Annotated in this window: 15 protein-coding genes and 1 tRNA gene; 10 read left to right on the forward strand and 6 right to left on the reverse strand. The window is 68.4% G+C overall.

Features of this window, described 5'->3' with window-relative positions; all coding sequences use genetic code 11:
- Positions 1 to 119: 119 nt before the first annotated feature.
- From QTI17_RS05785 to rimO, 3 genes are all read left to right on the forward strand, one after another.
- A complete protein-coding gene (locus QTI17_RS05785; protein ID WP_286522379.1) occupies positions 120 to 488 on the forward strand; it encodes a hypothetical protein in 369 nt (122 codons plus the stop codon).
- Positions 489 to 612: 124 nt separating this feature from the next.
- Entirely contained in the window at positions 613 to 1,146 is a 534-nt protein-coding gene (gene phaR, locus QTI17_RS05790) for a polyhydroxyalkanoate synthesis repressor PhaR (protein ID WP_478139604.1), read from the forward strand.
- A gap of 39 nt (positions 1,147 to 1,185) precedes the next feature.
- Positions 1,186 to 2,592 (forward strand): 30S ribosomal protein S12 methylthiotransferase RimO, encoded by a 1,407-nt coding sequence (gene rimO / locus QTI17_RS05795; RefSeq protein WP_286531699.1) that lies wholly within the window; start codon positions 1,186 to 1,188, stop codon positions 2,590 to 2,592.
- Positions 2,593 to 2,613: 21 nt separating this feature from the next.
- Here the strand turns inward: rimO and QTI17_RS05800 are convergent, their stop codons facing one another.
- Positions 2,614 to 2,952 carry a DUF1090 family protein gene (locus QTI17_RS05800; protein ID WP_286531700.1) on the reverse strand — a complete coding sequence of 113 codons (339 nt, stop codon included), beginning with the start codon at positions 2,950 to 2,952 and terminating at the stop codon, positions 2,614 to 2,616.
- A gap of 77 nt (positions 2,953 to 3,029) precedes the next feature.
- Positions 3,030 to 3,281 (reverse strand): hypothetical protein, encoded by a 252-nt coding sequence (locus QTI17_RS05805; protein ID WP_286531701.1) that lies wholly within the window; start codon positions 3,279 to 3,281, stop codon positions 3,030 to 3,032.
- Between the two features lie 73 nt (positions 3,282 to 3,354).
- Between QTI17_RS05805 and QTI17_RS05810 the strand changes: the two genes are divergently transcribed.
- From QTI17_RS05810 to QTI17_RS05820, 3 genes are read left to right on the forward strand one after another with little or no spacing between them, the layout of a single operon-like run.
- Complete coding sequence (locus QTI17_RS05810) at positions 3,355 to 3,573, forward strand: hypothetical protein (protein WP_286531702.1); 219 nt, start codon at positions 3,355 to 3,357, stop codon at positions 3,571 to 3,573.
- Between the two features lie 20 nt (positions 3,574 to 3,593).
- Positions 3,594 to 3,797, forward strand: a complete 204-nt coding sequence (locus QTI17_RS05815) for a hypothetical protein (protein WP_286531703.1) — start codon at positions 3,594 to 3,596, stop codon at positions 3,795 to 3,797.
- A gap of 36 nt (positions 3,798 to 3,833) precedes the next feature.
- Entirely contained in the window at positions 3,834 to 4,592 is a 759-nt protein-coding gene (locus QTI17_RS05820) for an SOS response-associated peptidase (RefSeq protein ID WP_286531704.1), read from the forward strand.
- 553 nt (positions 4,593 to 5,145) lie between these two features.
- Here the strand turns inward: QTI17_RS05820 and QTI17_RS05825 are convergent.
- Positions 5,146 to 5,230: transfer RNA gene (locus QTI17_RS05825), tRNA-Leu, on the reverse strand.
- 90 nt (positions 5,231 to 5,320) lie between these two features.
- Here QTI17_RS05825 and rnr point away from each other — a divergent pair.
- Entirely contained in the window at positions 5,321 to 7,606 is a 2,286-nt protein-coding gene (gene rnr, locus QTI17_RS05830; protein ID WP_286531705.1) for a ribonuclease R, read from the forward strand.
- 16 nt (positions 7,607 to 7,622) lie between these two features.
- Positions 7,623 to 8,384, forward strand: coding sequence for an SDR family oxidoreductase (locus QTI17_RS05835; RefSeq protein WP_286531708.1), 762 nt, complete (start codon positions 7,623 to 7,625; stop codon positions 8,382 to 8,384).
- On the opposite strand, the gene QTI17_RS05840 is transcribed toward QTI17_RS05835, so the two are convergent.
- The 3 genes from QTI17_RS05840 to QTI17_RS05850 form a co-directional block, all read right to left on the reverse strand.
- Positions 8,381 to 9,853 (reverse strand): NAD(P)H-hydrate dehydratase, encoded by a 1,473-nt coding sequence (locus QTI17_RS05840; protein ID WP_286531709.1) that lies wholly within the window; start codon positions 9,851 to 9,853, stop codon positions 8,381 to 8,383. The genes QTI17_RS05835 and QTI17_RS05840 overlap by 4 nt on opposite strands.
- An 8-nt stretch (positions 9,854 to 9,861) precedes the next feature.
- Positions 9,862 to 11,118, reverse strand: coding sequence for a D-amino acid dehydrogenase (locus QTI17_RS05845; RefSeq protein WP_286531710.1), 1,257 nt, complete (start codon positions 11,116 to 11,118; stop codon positions 9,862 to 9,864).
- Between the two features lie 66 nt (positions 11,119 to 11,184).
- Positions 11,185 to 12,504, reverse strand: coding sequence for an amidase (locus QTI17_RS05850; protein WP_286531711.1), 1,320 nt, complete (start codon positions 12,502 to 12,504; stop codon positions 11,185 to 11,187).
- 215 nt (positions 12,505 to 12,719) lie between these two features.
- On the opposite strand from QTI17_RS05850, the gene rpsB reads away from it, so the two are divergent.
- Positions 12,720 to 13,475 (forward strand): 30S ribosomal protein S2, encoded by a 756-nt coding sequence (gene rpsB, locus QTI17_RS05855; protein WP_286522365.1) that lies wholly within the window; start codon positions 12,720 to 12,722, stop codon positions 13,473 to 13,475.
- A gap of 110 nt (positions 13,476 to 13,585) precedes the next feature.
- A complete protein-coding gene (tsf, locus tag QTI17_RS05860; RefSeq protein ID WP_286522364.1) occupies positions 13,586 to 14,509 on the forward strand; it encodes a translation elongation factor Ts in 924 nt (307 codons plus the stop codon).
- Positions 14,510 to 14,588: the final 79 nt, after the last annotated feature.

Genomic DNA, 14,588 nt, shown 5'->3' on the forward strand with positions numbered 1-14,588 from the left:
GTCCCGACCCGGACACCGTTGGAGAAGGGGCCTATGGCATTCGGCAACTGGCAGCGCCGACTTCAGTTGTGGTACCTTGGACTCCCGTCACCTCCTACAGCATCTGATCCAGGGCACCGATGAACACCCCCGCGGCCGAGACTGACTCCACGCTCGAAGAACTCCGCATCGCGGCACTGGTGCGCCAGGCGCCGCTCGAATTTGCGCGGGTGGTGTATGGACTGAACGACCGGGCCAACGGTCGGGCGGGCACCATGGCCGCCGAAGACGTGGCGCGCACCGTCCGCCAGGGTGTGCCCGTCACGCGTGAACGCGCCGAGCAGCGGGCGCGTGCCTTCCTTCCGCTGGCCGGGCAGGAGCACTGCCCACGCTGCTGGGTGTTCCACGGCATCAAGAGCCCGCTGCACTACCGCGAGGCCACCGATGACCGCCCGGAGTCCGGCGGCTGCAAGGTCTGCGGCGCCGAATACGCCACCACGCTCGACTAGCCGAACCGGGCGCCCCCGGGCGGCCTCCGGGATTTTCCGGTCAGGGTAAACCTCGGCGCGAGACGGCAAAGCCGCTCCCTAGAATGGCTCGCGCGCCGTGGCGCCCAACCAGAAGGAGTTCCTAGTGCAGAGCAAGAAGTCCGGCGCCAAGCCGGCCCAGCGGGTGATCAAGAAGTATCCGAACCGAAGGCTCTACGACACAGAAACCTCCAGCTACATCACGCTCGCAGAGGTCAAGCAGCTGGTCATGAACAAGGCCTCGTTCGTGGTCCGCGACGCCAAGAGCGGCGACGACCTCACGCGCAGCATCCTGTTGCAGGTCATCCTCGAGGAAGAGGCCGGCGGGGCGCCGATGTTCACCGAGCAGGTGCTGGCCAGCATCATCCGCTTCTACGGCCAGGCGATGCAGAGCTACATGGGACCCTACCTCGAGAAGAACATCCAGGCGATGTCCGAGGTCCAGGCGCAGCTGAGCGAGAAGGCGGAAAGCCTGAGCCCCGAGATGTGGACCAAGTTCATGGCGGTCCAGTCCCCGATGCTCCAGGGCCTGATGGGGAATTACGTCGAGCAGTCCAAGAGCGTCTTCCTCCAGATGCAGGAGCAGATGCAGAAGAACACCGAGCAGGTGCTGGGCGCTTTCGGCCTGAAACGCCCTTGATCGCGCTGCGGCGCCCGATAGCTGGGACAATAGGGGGATATGAGCGAAGTTGCCTCCCCTGAACGTACAGCCGCGCCAGCGGCCCCCAAAGTCGGCTTCGTGAGCCTGGGTTGCCCCAAGGCCCTGACCGATTCCGAGCTGATCCTGACCCAATTGAGTGCCGAGGGCTATCAGACCTCCAAGACCTTCGAGGGCGCCGACCTCGTCATCGTCAACACCTGCGGCTTCATCGACGACGCGGTCAAGGAAAGCCTCGACACCATCGGCGAGGCGCTGGCCGAGAACGGCCGCGTCATCGTCACCGGCTGCCTGGGCGCCAAGACCGGGGAGCAGGGCGGCAACCTGGTGCGCCAGATGCACCCCAGCGTGCTGGCCGTGACCGGCCCCCATGCCACCCAGGAGGTGATGGACGCGGTGCACGCCAACCTGCCCAAGCCGCACGACCCCTTCATCGACCTGGTACCGCAGGCTTTCGGCATCGCCGGCCTCAAGCTCACGCCGCGCCACTATGCCTACCTGAAGATCAGCGAAGGCTGCAACCACCGATGCACCTTCTGCATCATCCCGTCAATGCGCGGCGACCTGGTGTCGCGGCCCGTCGGCGACGTCCTGTCCGAGGCCAGGGCCCTGTTCGAAGGCGGCGTGCGCGAACTGCTGGTGATCAGCCAGGACACCTCGGCCTACGGGGTCGACGTCAAGTACCGCACCGGGTTCTGGGACGGCAAGCCGGTCAAGACCCGGATGCTCGAACTGGTTCGCACGCTGGGCGAGATCGCCGAGCCCTATGGCGCCTGGGTGCGCCTGCACTACGTCTACCCCTACCCGAGCGTCGACGAGGTCATCCCGCTGATGGCCAGCGGCCAGGTGCTGCCCTACCTCGACGTGCCGCTGCAGCACAGCCATCCGGACGTGCTCAAGCGCATGAAGCGGCCGGCCAGCGGCGAGAAGAACCTCGAACGCATCGCGCGCTGGCGCGAGGTCTGCCCCGAGCTTGTGATCCGCAGCACCTTCATCGCCGGCTTCCCCGGCGAGACCGAGGCCGAATTCGAGCACCTGCTCGACTTCATCCGCGAGGCCGGCATCGACCGTGCCGGCTGCTTCGCCTACAGCCCGGTCCAGGGTGCGGCCGCCAACGAGATCCCGGGCATGCTGCCCGAAGCCGAGCGCGAGGCGCGCCGGGCGCGCTTCATGGAGGTCGCCGAAGCGGTCTCTATCGCCAAGCTGCGCCAGCGCATCGGCGCCACCATGCAGGTGCTTGTCGATTCCGCGCCGGCCATGGGGCGCAAGGGCGGCGTCGGCCGCAGCTACGCCGATGCGCCCGAGATCGACGGCATCGTCCGGCTGCTGCCGCCCGAGAAGATCAGCAAGACGCTCAAGGTGGGCGAATTCACCCGGGCCCGGATCGTCGGCGCCGAGGGCCACGACCTGATCGCGCTGCCCATCTGACCGAATGTGCGCCGAGGGCGCTCAGGACTTCTGAGCCGCCTTGAGCTTGCGCAGCTGCGCTTCGGCGCGTTCGAGCTCGAGGCGCAGCTGCTGCACTTCCTGCTCCTGGCGCTTGATCTGCGTCGCCGGATCCTTGGCCGCCATCATCGCATCGCAGTGAGCCTGCAAGGCGACCAGGGCGTCGCTGAGCTGGCGGCGCCGAAGCATCTGTCCGCGGGCGCGCGCCTGCGCGATGTCCTGGTCGAGGCTGGCTTCCTCGGCCTTGCAGCTGGCGGCGTCGGTGGGTTCTGCCGCCTGGGCGAACGACGCGTTGGCCAGAAAGAGGAGCGTGATGGCCAGGAGGCCGGTTTTCAAGCGCATGGCGGGACTGCCTGACAGAAAAGGGTTGAACGAAGAGCCTGCCGATTCTGCACCCGACCCGGGGCGGCGGCCATGGCTCAGCGGATCTCGACGCCGGCGCCGTCCGTCACGTCGATGCCGCTGCGCACGAGGCCGCTGCGGCTGCGATAGGCCAGGATTCCGCGGCCGCGCGCGTCCGAGTTGACGCCGAAGACCGTCGAACGCTCGCCGTTCGCCAGTTCGAACGGGTTGCCCTCGACCGGACGCGTGCCGCCGTTGAGCGTGTCGAAGACATGCACCAGCTGGGGTTGGCCTGTGAGGTTGACGACGGTGATCTTGAGTTGGGGCATCCCGGGAATTCTGCCCGAGGCGATGCGGCGTCAAAGACTGGATAAAAAAACAGTACTTTGTTATTCTGGGCGCATGGAACGAGATGACTGGATTGCAGTCTGTGCCCACCAGCTGCAGCGCCAATGGCGCACCGTGGACCCTGATCAGCTCGACGAGGTGGCGGCCGATCTGTGGCGCGACCCGCGCCTGCGCGCCATGGCGCCAGCGGAGGCCGCCGTGGCGTGGCTCGCGCCTGTCGCGCACCCGCCGCGCCGGCCCGAGGTCGCCGAACGGCGTATGGGCGAGCGCTGAGCCCGATGGGAGAATTCCTCATGGACAAGCTCAGTGACGATCAACTGGCTGCGTTGGCCTTCGCGTGGCGGCGGCGGTCGCTGCAGGGCGAGCCGCGCGCCGGCGCGGTCGCGCACCGGATGGAAAAGGAACTCCAGCGGCGCTTCGGCGCGCCGTCCACCGTGGCGGCCGGGCTGGACGCCGTGCCGTGCTCGCGGGCGCGGCCCTGGTGGCGGCTCTGGTAGCGCCGGACCGCGGGCGTCGGGCGGTACATTGCGGACATGTGCAGCCACTACCAAGCAGAAAAGCGCCGCAAGCAGATCGAGAAGCACTTCGGCATCCGACTGCCGCCGAGTTGGGAGCCGCCGCCCGGCGGCCTGCACATCTACCCGACCCAGCTGGCGCCCTTCATCCGGCGGCCGCGCGAGCGCGATTCGGGCGACGACGCGGTGCCGGCGATGGAGATCGTCGAAGGCCATTTCGGCTTGCTCCCGGGCTTCGCGAAAGACGTGAAATACGGCGTGCGAACCTACAACGCCCGCGTCGAGACCGTCGACCAGCTCGCCAGCTTCAAGCACGCCTGGGCCCAGGCGAGGCATTGCATCGTGCCCTGCGAGGCGATCTACGAGCCCGACTGGCGCACTGGGACCCATGTCCCGACCCGTTTCACGGCCGCCAACGACGAAACCCTGGGCGTCGCCGGCCTCTGGGCGCCATGGAAGGACCCGGCCACGGGAAAGTGGGCCGACAGCTTCACGATGCTGACGATCAATGCCGACACGCACCCGATGTTCAAGGAGATGCACCGGCCCGATCCGGCGCGGCCGCTGCACGCGCAGGACAAGCGCATGGTGGTGATCCTGCCGGAAGCCCAGTACGAGGCCTGGCTGGACGCACCGGCGCAGCGCTCGATGGATTTCATGAACCAGTTCCCGGCCGAGCGGTTGGCGATGGTCGCCGAAGCACTGCCGCCGGCGCAGGCGAAGCCGAGGCCGGCGCGAGCGGCTCCGGAGCCGCCGCCGCAGTCGTCGCTCTTTTGAGTCGGCCATGGGCGCGCGACTGCCCGGGCAATCGACGTGTTAAGGTGCAGGTCGGCGTCACGGCCGGTGGAGATGCGCAAACCGCGCGTCTCTTGAGTCGTACGCAGCGGGCCTCTTGCGAGCCCGCCCGCGCTTCGGGCCTTACGGCCGGGGCCCACTTCCATCCACTTCCGATCCTTGACCGCATGGTTGAACGCCGCGCGCATCAGGCCGAGCGCCAGGTTCACCGTTGCGCGAACCCGGATGTTCAGGCTGCGCGCGATCCATTCATTGATATCGTGCGTCAGAATGTCGGAATGCCTCTCGCTCGCGGGAGGCGCCTTGCATCACTTCATGAGACGAAGCCCGTTCCACTTGCCTGAATCCGTGTCCTTGGCCACCGCCACCCCGTGCGGCGCGCGAACCATGGCGTGGAGCGAAGGGCTGCGGGTTTCGAAAGGCGTCGTCGGATGTGGTGCTGCGGGCGAAGAGGGCCGTTTTTTGGCCGTGCGTGCGCTGGAAACAAAAAACCCCGGCGAGTCGAAGACTGGCCGGGGTTCTTGTGCTATCGCTATGGTGCCCAGAAGAGGACTCGAACCTCCACGATGTTACTCGCTAGTACCTGAAACTAGTGCGTCTACCAATTCCGCCATCTGGGCCCACATGCTGCTTGGAATGAATCCTTGCAGCAGGTTTTGAATTTCAGGAACGAAGGAGATCATATCAAAAATATTGGCCATTCCGGCGCCTTGCTGGATGAAATTGAAGGAACCGTCCAAGGACATCGCGACGGGCACGGTTTCGTACAACGCGATGACGGCGATGCCGACATCTATCTGCCCCCCAACGAAATGCGCGCGGTGCTGCACAAGGACCGCGTCAAGGCGCGGATCGTGCGTCAGGACCGGCGCGGCCGTCCCGAGGGGCGCGTGGTCGAAATCATCGAACGGCCCGAGCAGCCGATCATCGGGCGCCTGTTGCATGAAGGCGGCGTCTGGCTGGTCGCGCCAGAAGACAAGCGCTACGGTCAGGACGTCCTGATTCCGAAGGGCGCGACCGGCACCGCGAAGGTCGGTCAAGTGGTCGTGGTGCAGCTCACCGAGCCGCCCGCGCTGTTCGGCCAGCCGGTCGGCAGAGTCAAGGAAGTGCTCGGCGAGATCGACGACCCGGGCATGGAGATCGAGATCGCGGTGCGCAAGTACGGCGTGCCGCATGAGTTCTCCGAGGCCTGCCTGGCCGAAGCGAAGGCGATTCCCGACAAGGTGCGCCCGGCCGACAAGCACGGCCGCATCGACCTCACCGACGTGCCGCTGGTCACCATCGACGGCGAGGACGCGCGCGACTTCGACGATGCCGTGTATTGCGAGCCGGCCAAGGTCGGCCGCGGCAAGGGCTGGCGCCTGCTGGTCGCGATCGCCGACGTCAGCGCCTATGTGCAGACCGGATCGGCGATCGACATCGATGCCTACGACCGCGCGACCAGCGTCTACTTCCCGCGCCGCGTGATTCCGATGCTGCCCGAGAAGCTGTCGAACGGCCTGTGCTCGCTCAACCCCGAAGTCGAGCGTCTTTGCATGGTGTGCGACATGCTCGTGGCGGCCGACGGCGAGATCTATGCCTACCAGTTCTACCCGGCCGTGATGTGGAGCCATGCGCGCTTCACCTACACCGAGGTGGCGGCAATCCTCGGCAACACGCGCGGGCCGGAGGCCCTGAAGCGCAAGGAGCGCGTCAAGGACCTGCTGAACCTGCACGACGTCTATCGCGCGCTGCTGAAGCAGCGCGGCAAGCGTGGCGCGGTCGACTTCGAGACCACCGAGACGCAGATCATCTGCGACGACGCCGGCCGCATCGAGAAGATCGTGCCGCGCACGCGCAACGAGGCGCACCGGCTGATCGAGGAAGCCATGCTGGCTGCCAACGTCTGCAGCGCCGACTTCATCGCCGAGGGCAAGCATCCGGGCCTCTACCGCGTGCACGAGGGCCCGACGCCCGAGAAGAAGGAAATCCTGCGCGGCTACCTGAAGGCCATGGGCGTGGGCCTGTCGATCACCGACGACCCGAAGCCGGGCGAGTTCCAGGCGATCGCCGAGGCGACCAAGGACCGGCCCGACTCGCAGCAGATCCACACGATGCTGCTGCGCTCGATGCAGCAGGCCATCTACACGCCGATCAACAGCGGCCACTTCGGCCTGGCCTACGAGGCCTACACCCACTTCACGAGCCCGATCCGCCGCTATCCCGACCTGCTGGTGCATCGCGTGATCAAGGCGATCCTCGGCAAGACCAAGTACCAGCTGCCGATGCTGCCGACGCCGGGCGAGGCGCATGCCAAGCTGGCGAAGCGGCTGGCCTCGCGCGTGAAGGCGCCCACCAGCAAGCCGCAGAAGGCGACCGTCGCACCGACCAAGGAGACGCTGGCCTGGGAGGCCGCGGGCCTGCATTGCAGCGCCAACGAACGGCGCGCCGACGAAGCCAGCCGCGACGTCGAGGCCTGGCTCAAGTGCAAGTACATGCGCGAGCACCTGGGCGAGGAGTACGGCGGCGTGGTCACGGCCGCGACCACCTTCGGCATCTTCGTCACGCTCGACGCCATGTATGTCGAAGGCCTGGTGCACATCACCGAGCTCGGCGGCGAATACTTCAAGTTCGACGAGCACCGCCAGGAACTGCGCGGCGAGCGCACCGGCATCCGCTATGCGATCGGCACCCGGGTGCGGGTGCAGGTGAGCCGGGTCGACCTCGATGGCCGCAAGATCGATTTCCGCCTGATGCGCGAAGGCGAGGAGCTGACCGCGCGCGCCATGAAGGACAAGGGCGCATCCACCGGCGGCGTGCCGGCCAAGGCCTCGACCAAGCGCTCGCGCAGCAAGGCCGAGGCACCCTCCGAGCGGGGTGAACGCGCGGAGCGCGGCGATCGGTCCGAGCGGGTGGAGCACGTCGCTGCGGCGGCGCCACAATCCGCGATGCAGGCATTCAGAACCGCCGTCAAGAAGGCGGCCAACAAGATGAAGGGGCGCAAGCCGCGCCGCTGAAACAAGGAGCACACGAATGAGTGGAGACAAGACAAGCCGCATCGCGGTCGTCACGGGCGCCGGCAGCGGCATCGGGCGGGCGGCCGCGCTGGCCCTGCTGGCCGATGGCTGGAGCGTGGTGCTGGCCGGCCGCCGGCCGGAGCCGCTGGAGCAGGTCGCCAAGGAATCGGGCGCCGGCGACAGGGCCCTTGCGGTGCCCACCGACGTCGCCGATGCGGCTTCGGTCAAGGCGCTGTTCGACGCGGCCGTCGAACGCTTCGGGCGCGTCGACCTGCTGTTCAACAACGCCGGCGTCGGCAACCCGCCGGGGCCGTTCGAGGACTGGACGCCCGAGCAGTGGCAGGGCGTGGTCGACATCAACCTGACAGGCATGTTCTTCTGCATCCAGCAGGCCTTCCGCACCATGAAGGCGCAGACGCCGCGCGGCGGCCGCATCATCAACAACGGCTCGATCTCGGCCACCACGCCGCGGCCCAACTCGATCGCCTACACGGCGACCAAGCACGCCGTGAAGGGGCTGACCAAGACCGCTTCGCTGGACGGTCGCAAGTACGACATCGCGGTCGGCCAGGTCGACGTCGGCAACGCGATGACCGAACTGGCCGCCCGGATGACCAAGGGCGTGCCGCAAGCCAGCGGCGAGATCGCGATCGAGCCCGTGATCGATGTCGCCATCGTCGGGCAATCGGTGCTCTACATGGCCAACCTGCCGCTGGAAGCCAACGTGTTGTTCCACACCATCATGGCGACCAAGATGCCTTTCGTCGGGCGAGGCTAGCGCGAGGGCAGGCCACCGGCCGCCAGCGCCCCGGCGGTGAGCGGGATGCCGGCGGGCCAGCGGTCGGCCAGATCGCCGTGCGTCCAGACGGCTTCGCAGGCCGCGGCCTGCGCCGGCCGGCCGGCCGCCAGCCGGGCGCCGACCATGCCCGCCAGCACGTCGCCGGTGCCGGCCGTGGCGAGCCGCGCGTTGCCGCTGTGATTGATCACCGGCAGTTCGCCGGCTGCGGCGACGACCGTGCCGGAGCCTTTCAGTACCACCACCGCGCCGAAGCGCGCCGTCAGCTGCGAGGCCGCGCCGAGGCGGTCGGCCTGGACCTTCGCGGTGCTCGTGCCGAGCAGGCGCGCCGCCTCGAGCGGATGCGGGGTCATGACCGTCGCCCGGCCGGCCTGTTGCCGGGCCAGCAGCTGCGCCTGCAGGCCGGCGTCGCCGGCCACGGCGTTGAGGGCGTCCGCATCGAGCACCAGCGTGCCCGCCTCGGCGAGCACGCGCGGCAGCACGGCGGCGACCGGGCTGCCGCCGCCGCAGCCGCAGACCACCGTCATCGGACCCAGGTCCAGCGCTTCGGGGCGGCGGAACATCAGCTCGGGCCGCAGCGGGTCGATCGGCGCGATGCTGCCGTCCAGGGCGGCGACGAAGACCCGCCCGGCGCCGGCCGAGAGCGCGGCCGTGGCCGCCAGCAGGGCGGCGCCGGCCATGCCGGGCGCACCGCCGACGATCGCGACATCGCCGTAGCTGCCCTTGTGAGAGGACTGCCGCCGGACGGTGGCCTGCGTCGCCCCGGGCAGCCGCGCCACCGGCGCTTCGGCACCCGGGGGCAGCCCCAGGTCGTCGAACCAGACCTCGCCAGCGGCATCGCGCCCTTGCGCGGTGAAGAGGCCGGGCTTCAAGGTCAACAGGCTCAGGCAGAGTCGACGAGGTGACATCGACGCTGGCGCCGGGGGCGGAAATTCGAACGACAGGACGCCGGAGTCGGTGTCCAGGCCCGAGGGCGTGTCCACGCACAGCACCGGCACGGGGCCGGCGTGCATGCGCTGCAGCCATTCGAGCATCCGGCCTTCGGGCGCCCGGGCGGCGCCGATGCCCAGCAGGGCGTCGATCGCCAGCTCGCAGTGCGGCGGCGGCGTTTCGGCGAAGACGACACCGGCGTTGCGCGCGCGCTGCAGCGACGCGCGGGCATCGGCCGGCCGCCGCGCGTCGTCGCCGATGCAGCTGACGACCGGCGCGAAACCGCGCGCGCGCAGTTGCGCCGCGGCCTCGAAGCCGTCGCCGCCGTTGTTGCCCGGGCCGCAGGCGATCCAGATCGTGCGTGCCTGCGGCGCAATGGCCATGGCGAGGCGCGCCACCGCCAGGCCGGCGCGCTGCATCAAGGTGTGGGGCGGCAGGGCGGCCGCGGCCGCCTGCTCGATCCGCCGCGTGGCGGCGATGTCGAACAGGTCGGCGACGCTGGCGGAGTCGATGCGGTGCATGGCGAGCCTCAGTGTTGCAGCAAACGCTCGATGCCGAGCCCTTCGAGGTCGATGCCGGGATCCTGGCCGGCGATGAGGTCGGCCAGCACCCGCGCACTGCCGCAGGACAGCGCCCAGCCGCTCGAGCCATGGCCGAGGTTGAGCCAGACGCCGGGCACTCCGCTGGCGCCGAGGATCGGCGGGCCGTCCGGCAGCATCGGGCGTGCACCTTTCCACTGCTGGACGCCGGAGCGCAGCGTCACCGCGCCCGGGAACCAGTCCTGCAGTACCTTGTAGAGCGTCTGGAGCGAGGCCGGATTCAGCTTGGCCCTGGAACCGCCGAGCTCGGCGCTCCCGGCCACCCGCACGCGCAGTCCGAGCCGCGAGATCGCCACCTTGTAGCGCTCGTCCATCACGGCGCTGCGCGGCGCGTTGAGCGGCTCGCGGATCTGGGCACTGACCGAATGGCCGTACACCGGCGCCAGCGGGATGCGCAAGCCCAGCGGCTTCAGCAGCGCGGCCGAGTCGACCCCGGCGCAGACCACCACGGCGTCGAAGCGATGCGCCTCGGAACCCGCCGCCAGCGACAGCGAGGTCGGGGCCGACCGGTTCATCGGCGCCAGGTCGCAATTGAAATGGAACTGGGCGCCGAGCGCCTCGGCCTCCCACTTGAGCAGCAGGGCGAACTGCCGGCAGTTGGCGACTTCGTCGTCCGGCAGGTGGATCGCGCCGGCCAGCGCAGTGTCCGTGCTGAGCGCCGGCTCGATCTTGCGGGCCTCGTCGGCGTCGAGCTCGCGGAAGCTGGTGCCCGCGGCCCGCAGCACGTCGAGTCCGGCCTGCACCAGTTTTTTCTCGCGCTTGGAGCGCAGCAGCACCATGTAGCCGTCGCTGCGCTCGTACTCGAGTTCGCAGGCCTCGGTGATCGCGTGCAGGCGATTGCGGCTGTAGAAGGCCAGGCGCTGCATCCGCGAGCGGTTGGCCAGGTAGGTCTCGAGCTTGCAGGCGCGCTGCCAGCGCGCCATGAAGCCGAGGTCCCGGGACGACAGGGGCCAGCGCAGCTTGATCGCGCCATGCGTGGACAGCAGCGAGCGCAGCACCTTGCCGCGCATGCCCGGGCCGGCCCAGGGGGTGACATAGCCGGGCGCCACCACGCCCGCGTTGGCGAAGCTCGATTCCTCGGCGGCGGCGCCGCGGCGCTCGAAGACGGCCACCTCGTGGCCGTCCGAGGCCAGCTCCCATGCTGTGGTGACGCCGATGATCCCGGCTCCCACGATCGCGATTTTCATTCGTTTCTTTGGCGGTGAAATTGTGGGTCGGCGCTTCCTCCAGAAGCCACGCCGACCCTGCCGACTTTATAGCGCCCGCTCGACCTGCCGGGCGACGGCGAGCACGGCGTCGTCGTGCAGGGCCGCATGCCACAGCATCAGGCCCACCGGCAACTCGTCCGCGGCCTGGCAAGGCAGCGAAATGGCGCAGCCGTCGAGCATGTTGACCACCGAGGGGTTGCGCAGCAGCAAGGCGTTCAGGCGGAAGAACGCGTCGTCGCGCGCCTCGCCGGGCGCGACCTCGGCGATCGGCGGCGCCGTGACCGGCACGGTGGGCGACAGCACGGCGTCAAAAGGCGAGAGCGCGCGCTCCATGCGGCCGATCCATTCGTGCCGGGCCCGGACCAGGTCGAGGTACTCGTAGGCCTTCATCGTCGCGCCCTGCAGGATCCGCCGCGCCACGCGCGGGTCGTAGCCGGCGCCGCTGCGCTCCAGCAGCAGGCGGTGCCAGGCGTAGGCCTCTGCGGGCGAGAAGCCGCCGGTGGCATTGATCGCCGGCAGGTCGGCCAGCGCCGGAAGGTCGATCTCCTCGATTCGGGCGCCGGCCGTGGCGAGGCGGCCCAGGCTTCGTTCGAAGGCCTTGGCGACCACGGGGTCGAGGCCGTCCTGGAACAGGGAACGTGACACGGCCAGGCGGTAGGCGGCCAGCGGCGCGGCGCCCGGCGTCACGCGGCGTGCTGCGAGGATTTCGTGCGCCGTGACCGCATCCCGCACCGAGCGCGTCATGGCGCAGACGGTGTCGAGCGTGGTCGACAGGGGCAGGGCGCCCTGCGTCGGCACCAGCCGGGCGGTGCTCTTGAAGCCGACAATGCCGTTGAGCGCCGCCGGGATCCGGATCGAGCCCCCGGTATCGGAACCGAGTCCGACGAAGGCCGCGCCGCTGGCCACCGAGATTGCGGCGCCGGACGAGGAGCCACCCGGGATCCGCGCCGTGGCGGGATCGCAGACGTTGGCTGGCGTGCCGTGGTGCGGGTTGATGCCGACGCCCGAGAAGGCGAACTCGGTCATGTTGGTGCGGCCCAGCAGGGCGCCGCCGGCGGCCCGCAGGCGCGCCACGGCGACCGCGTCGGCGCGGGCGGCCGGCGAATGGGCCAGCACCACCGACCCGGCCGGCGTGGGCTGCCCGGCAACGTCGAACAGGTCCTTGACCGAGAAAGCCAGCCCGGCGAGCGGTTGGCTCGGACGGGCCGCCACGGCTTCCCGGGCGGCTTCCTCCGACAGGAGGCGCGTGAAGGCATGAGCGCAGGCCGGAGCGGCGGCGGCGGCCAGGCTGTGCGCCATTTCGGTGCGTGCGTCCGAAGAGTTCGTCAGCAGGGCGAGGCGGGTGGCGTGCAGGTCTGGGCGCATGGAGAGAGGGCGGGAAAGGGTTGGAAGAGGGGGGTGCGAGGGGCGCGGCGTGCTATACTCCTTGGGTTTCGCCCACTGGCCGCTAAGGTTTGCCAAGGCTTGCCCAAGCGAGACGTATCCGCAAACCAGCCCAATCAAGGTGTTGTGAGGCTTTCCCGAATGGAAAGACGCGCAAAACGGGCTGGATTTTAGACCCAACCTTTGGAGTTATTCCTATGTCGACCACCATGCGCGAAATGCTGGAAGCCGGTGTCCATTTCGGTCACCAGACCCGCTTCTGGAACCCCAAGATGGCCCCGTACATCTTCGGCCATCGCAACAAGATCCACATCATCAACCTGGAAAAGTCGCTTCCGATGTTCCAGGATGCGATGAAGTACGCCAAGCAGCTCACCGCCAACCGCGGCACCATCCTGATGGTCGGCACCAAGCGCCAGGCCCGCGAAATCGTGGCTGCCGAAGCCCGTCGCGCCGGCGTGCCCTTCGTCGACACCCGCTGGCTCGGCGGCATGCTGACCAACTTCAAGACCGTCAAGACCTCGATCAAGCGCCTGAAGGACATGAAGGCCCAGCAGGAAGCCGGCCTCGACAGCCTGAGCAAGAAAGAGCAGCTGACCTTCTCGCGCGAGATCGCCAAGCTCGAAAAGGACATCGGCGGCATCCAGGACATGACCGCGCTGCCCGACGCCATCTTCGTGATCGACGTGGGCTTCCACAAGATCGCCGTCGCCGAAGCCAAGAAGCTCGGCATCCCGCTGATCGGCGTGGTCGACTCGAACCACTCGCCTGAAGGCATCGACTACGTGATCCCGGGCAACGACGACTCGTCGAAGGCCGTCACGCTGTACGCCCGCGGCATCGCCGACGCCATCATCGAAGGCCGCAACAGCGGCGTGAACGACGTGGTCAAGGCCGTGGCTGAAGGCAGCGGCGACGAATTCGTCGAAGTCGAAGAGGGCGCTTCGGCCTGATTCGAGCTCGCTCGAGCCTGAAGAAGGGGCTTGTCGCCCCTTTTTTTTAATCTGATTTTCGCGGCCGCCCCCGGGGCGCCCGCCACTGACAAACCGAACGGAGAACACTCATGGCAACGATCACCGCAAGCATGGTTGGCGAACTGCGCGCAAAAACCGACGCCCCGATGATGGAGTGCAAGAAGGCCCTGACCGAGGCCGACGGCAACATGGACAAGGCCGAAGAGCTGCTGCGCATCAAGCTCGGCAACAAGGCTGGCAAGGCCTCGGGCCGCATCACGGCCGAAGGCGTGGTCACGGCCTTCGTCGACGGCGACGCCGGCGCGATGATCGAGATCAACTGCGAGACCGACTTCGTCACCAAGAACGACAGCTTCCTCGCGATGGCCAACGCCGCCGCCATGCTGGTCGCCAAGAACAACCCGGCCGACCTGGCCGCGCTGGGCGCCCTGGCCTACGAGCAGGACGGCTTCGGCCCCACGCTCGAAGACGTGCGCAAGGGCCTGATCGGCAAGATCGGCGAGAACATGAGCTTCCGCCGCTTCAAGCGCTTCGCCGGCAACGGCAAGCTCGCGTCTTACCTGCACGGCACGCGCATCGGCGTGATGGTCGAGTTCGAAGGCGACGACACCTCGGCCAAGGACGTCGCGATGCACATCGCCGCCATGAAGCCGGTCGCGATCTCGGCCTCGGACGTGCCCGCCGACCTGATCGAAAAGGAACGCGCGGTTGCCGCCGGCAAGGCCGAGGAAGACCGCAAGGTCGCCGAAGCCGCCGGCAAGCAGCCGCAGCCGGCCGACATCGTCGCCAAGCGCATCGAAGGCGGCGTGCAGAAGTACCTCAAGGAGGTCTCGCTGCACAACCAGCCTTTCGTCAAGAACGACAAGCAGACCGTCGAGCAGATGCTCAAGGCCGCCAGCACCTCGATCAAGGGCTTCACGCTCTACGTCGTCGGCGAAGGCATCGAGAAGAAGGTCGACGACTTCGCGGCCGAAGTGGCTGCGCAGGTCGCGGCCGCCAAGGCTGCGGCCTGAGTCACGCCGCAGGGCGGCAGCGCCCGTGACGCGCTGCCGCTTTTTCACAGTCACGTCTTACACTCGCCCCCGCCAACTC

This window comes from Variovorax sp. J31P179 (genome assembly GCF_030316985.1).
GTDB lineage: Bacteria > Pseudomonadota > Gammaproteobacteria > Burkholderiales > Burkholderiaceae_C > Variovorax > Variovorax ginsengisoli_B.

Bases quoted from the DNA above. Each gene is read 5' to 3' on its own strand.
- QTI17_RS05835 (WP_286531708.1), top strand. From the start codon at position 7,623: ATGAGTGGAGACAAGACAAGCCGCATCGCGGTCGTCACGGGCGCCGGC.
- QTI17_RS05800 (WP_286531700.1), bottom strand. From the start codon at position 2,952: ATGCGCTTGAAAACCGGCCTCCTGGCCATCACGCTCCTCTTTCTGGCC.
- QTI17_RS05850 (WP_286531711.1), bottom strand. From the start codon at position 12,504: ATGCGCCCAGACCTGCACGCCACCCGCCTCGCCCTGCTGACGAACTCT.
- QTI17_RS05840 (WP_286531709.1), bottom strand. From the start codon at position 9,853: ATGCACCGCATCGACTCCGCCAGCGTCGCCGACCTGTTCGACATCGCC.
- QTI17_RS05805 (WP_286531701.1), bottom strand. From the start codon at position 3,281: ATGCCCCAACTCAAGATCACCGTCGTCAACCTCACAGGCCAACCCCAG.
- QTI17_RS05845 (WP_286531710.1), bottom strand. From the start codon at position 11,118: ATGAAAATCGCGATCGTGGGAGCCGGGATCATCGGCGTCACCACAGCA.
- QTI17_RS05815 (WP_286531703.1), top strand. From the start codon at position 3,594: ATGGACAAGCTCAGTGACGATCAACTGGCTGCGTTGGCCTTCGCGTGG.
- QTI17_RS05820 (WP_286531704.1), top strand. From the start codon at position 3,834: ATGTGCAGCCACTACCAAGCAGAAAAGCGCCGCAAGCAGATCGAGAAG.
- tsf (WP_286522364.1), top strand. From the start codon at position 13,586: ATGGCAACGATCACCGCAAGCATGGTTGGCGAACTGCGCGCAAAAACC.
- QTI17_RS05810 (WP_286531702.1), top strand. From the start codon at position 3,355: ATGGAACGAGATGACTGGATTGCAGTCTGTGCCCACCAGCTGCAGCGC.
- rpsB (WP_286522365.1), top strand. From the start codon at position 12,720: ATGTCGACCACCATGCGCGAAATGCTGGAAGCCGGTGTCCATTTCGGT.
- QTI17_RS05785 (WP_286522379.1), top strand. From the start codon at position 120: ATGAACACCCCCGCGGCCGAGACTGACTCCACGCTCGAAGAACTCCGC.
- rimO (WP_286531699.1), top strand. From the start codon at position 1,186: ATGAGCGAAGTTGCCTCCCCTGAACGTACAGCCGCGCCAGCGGCCCCC.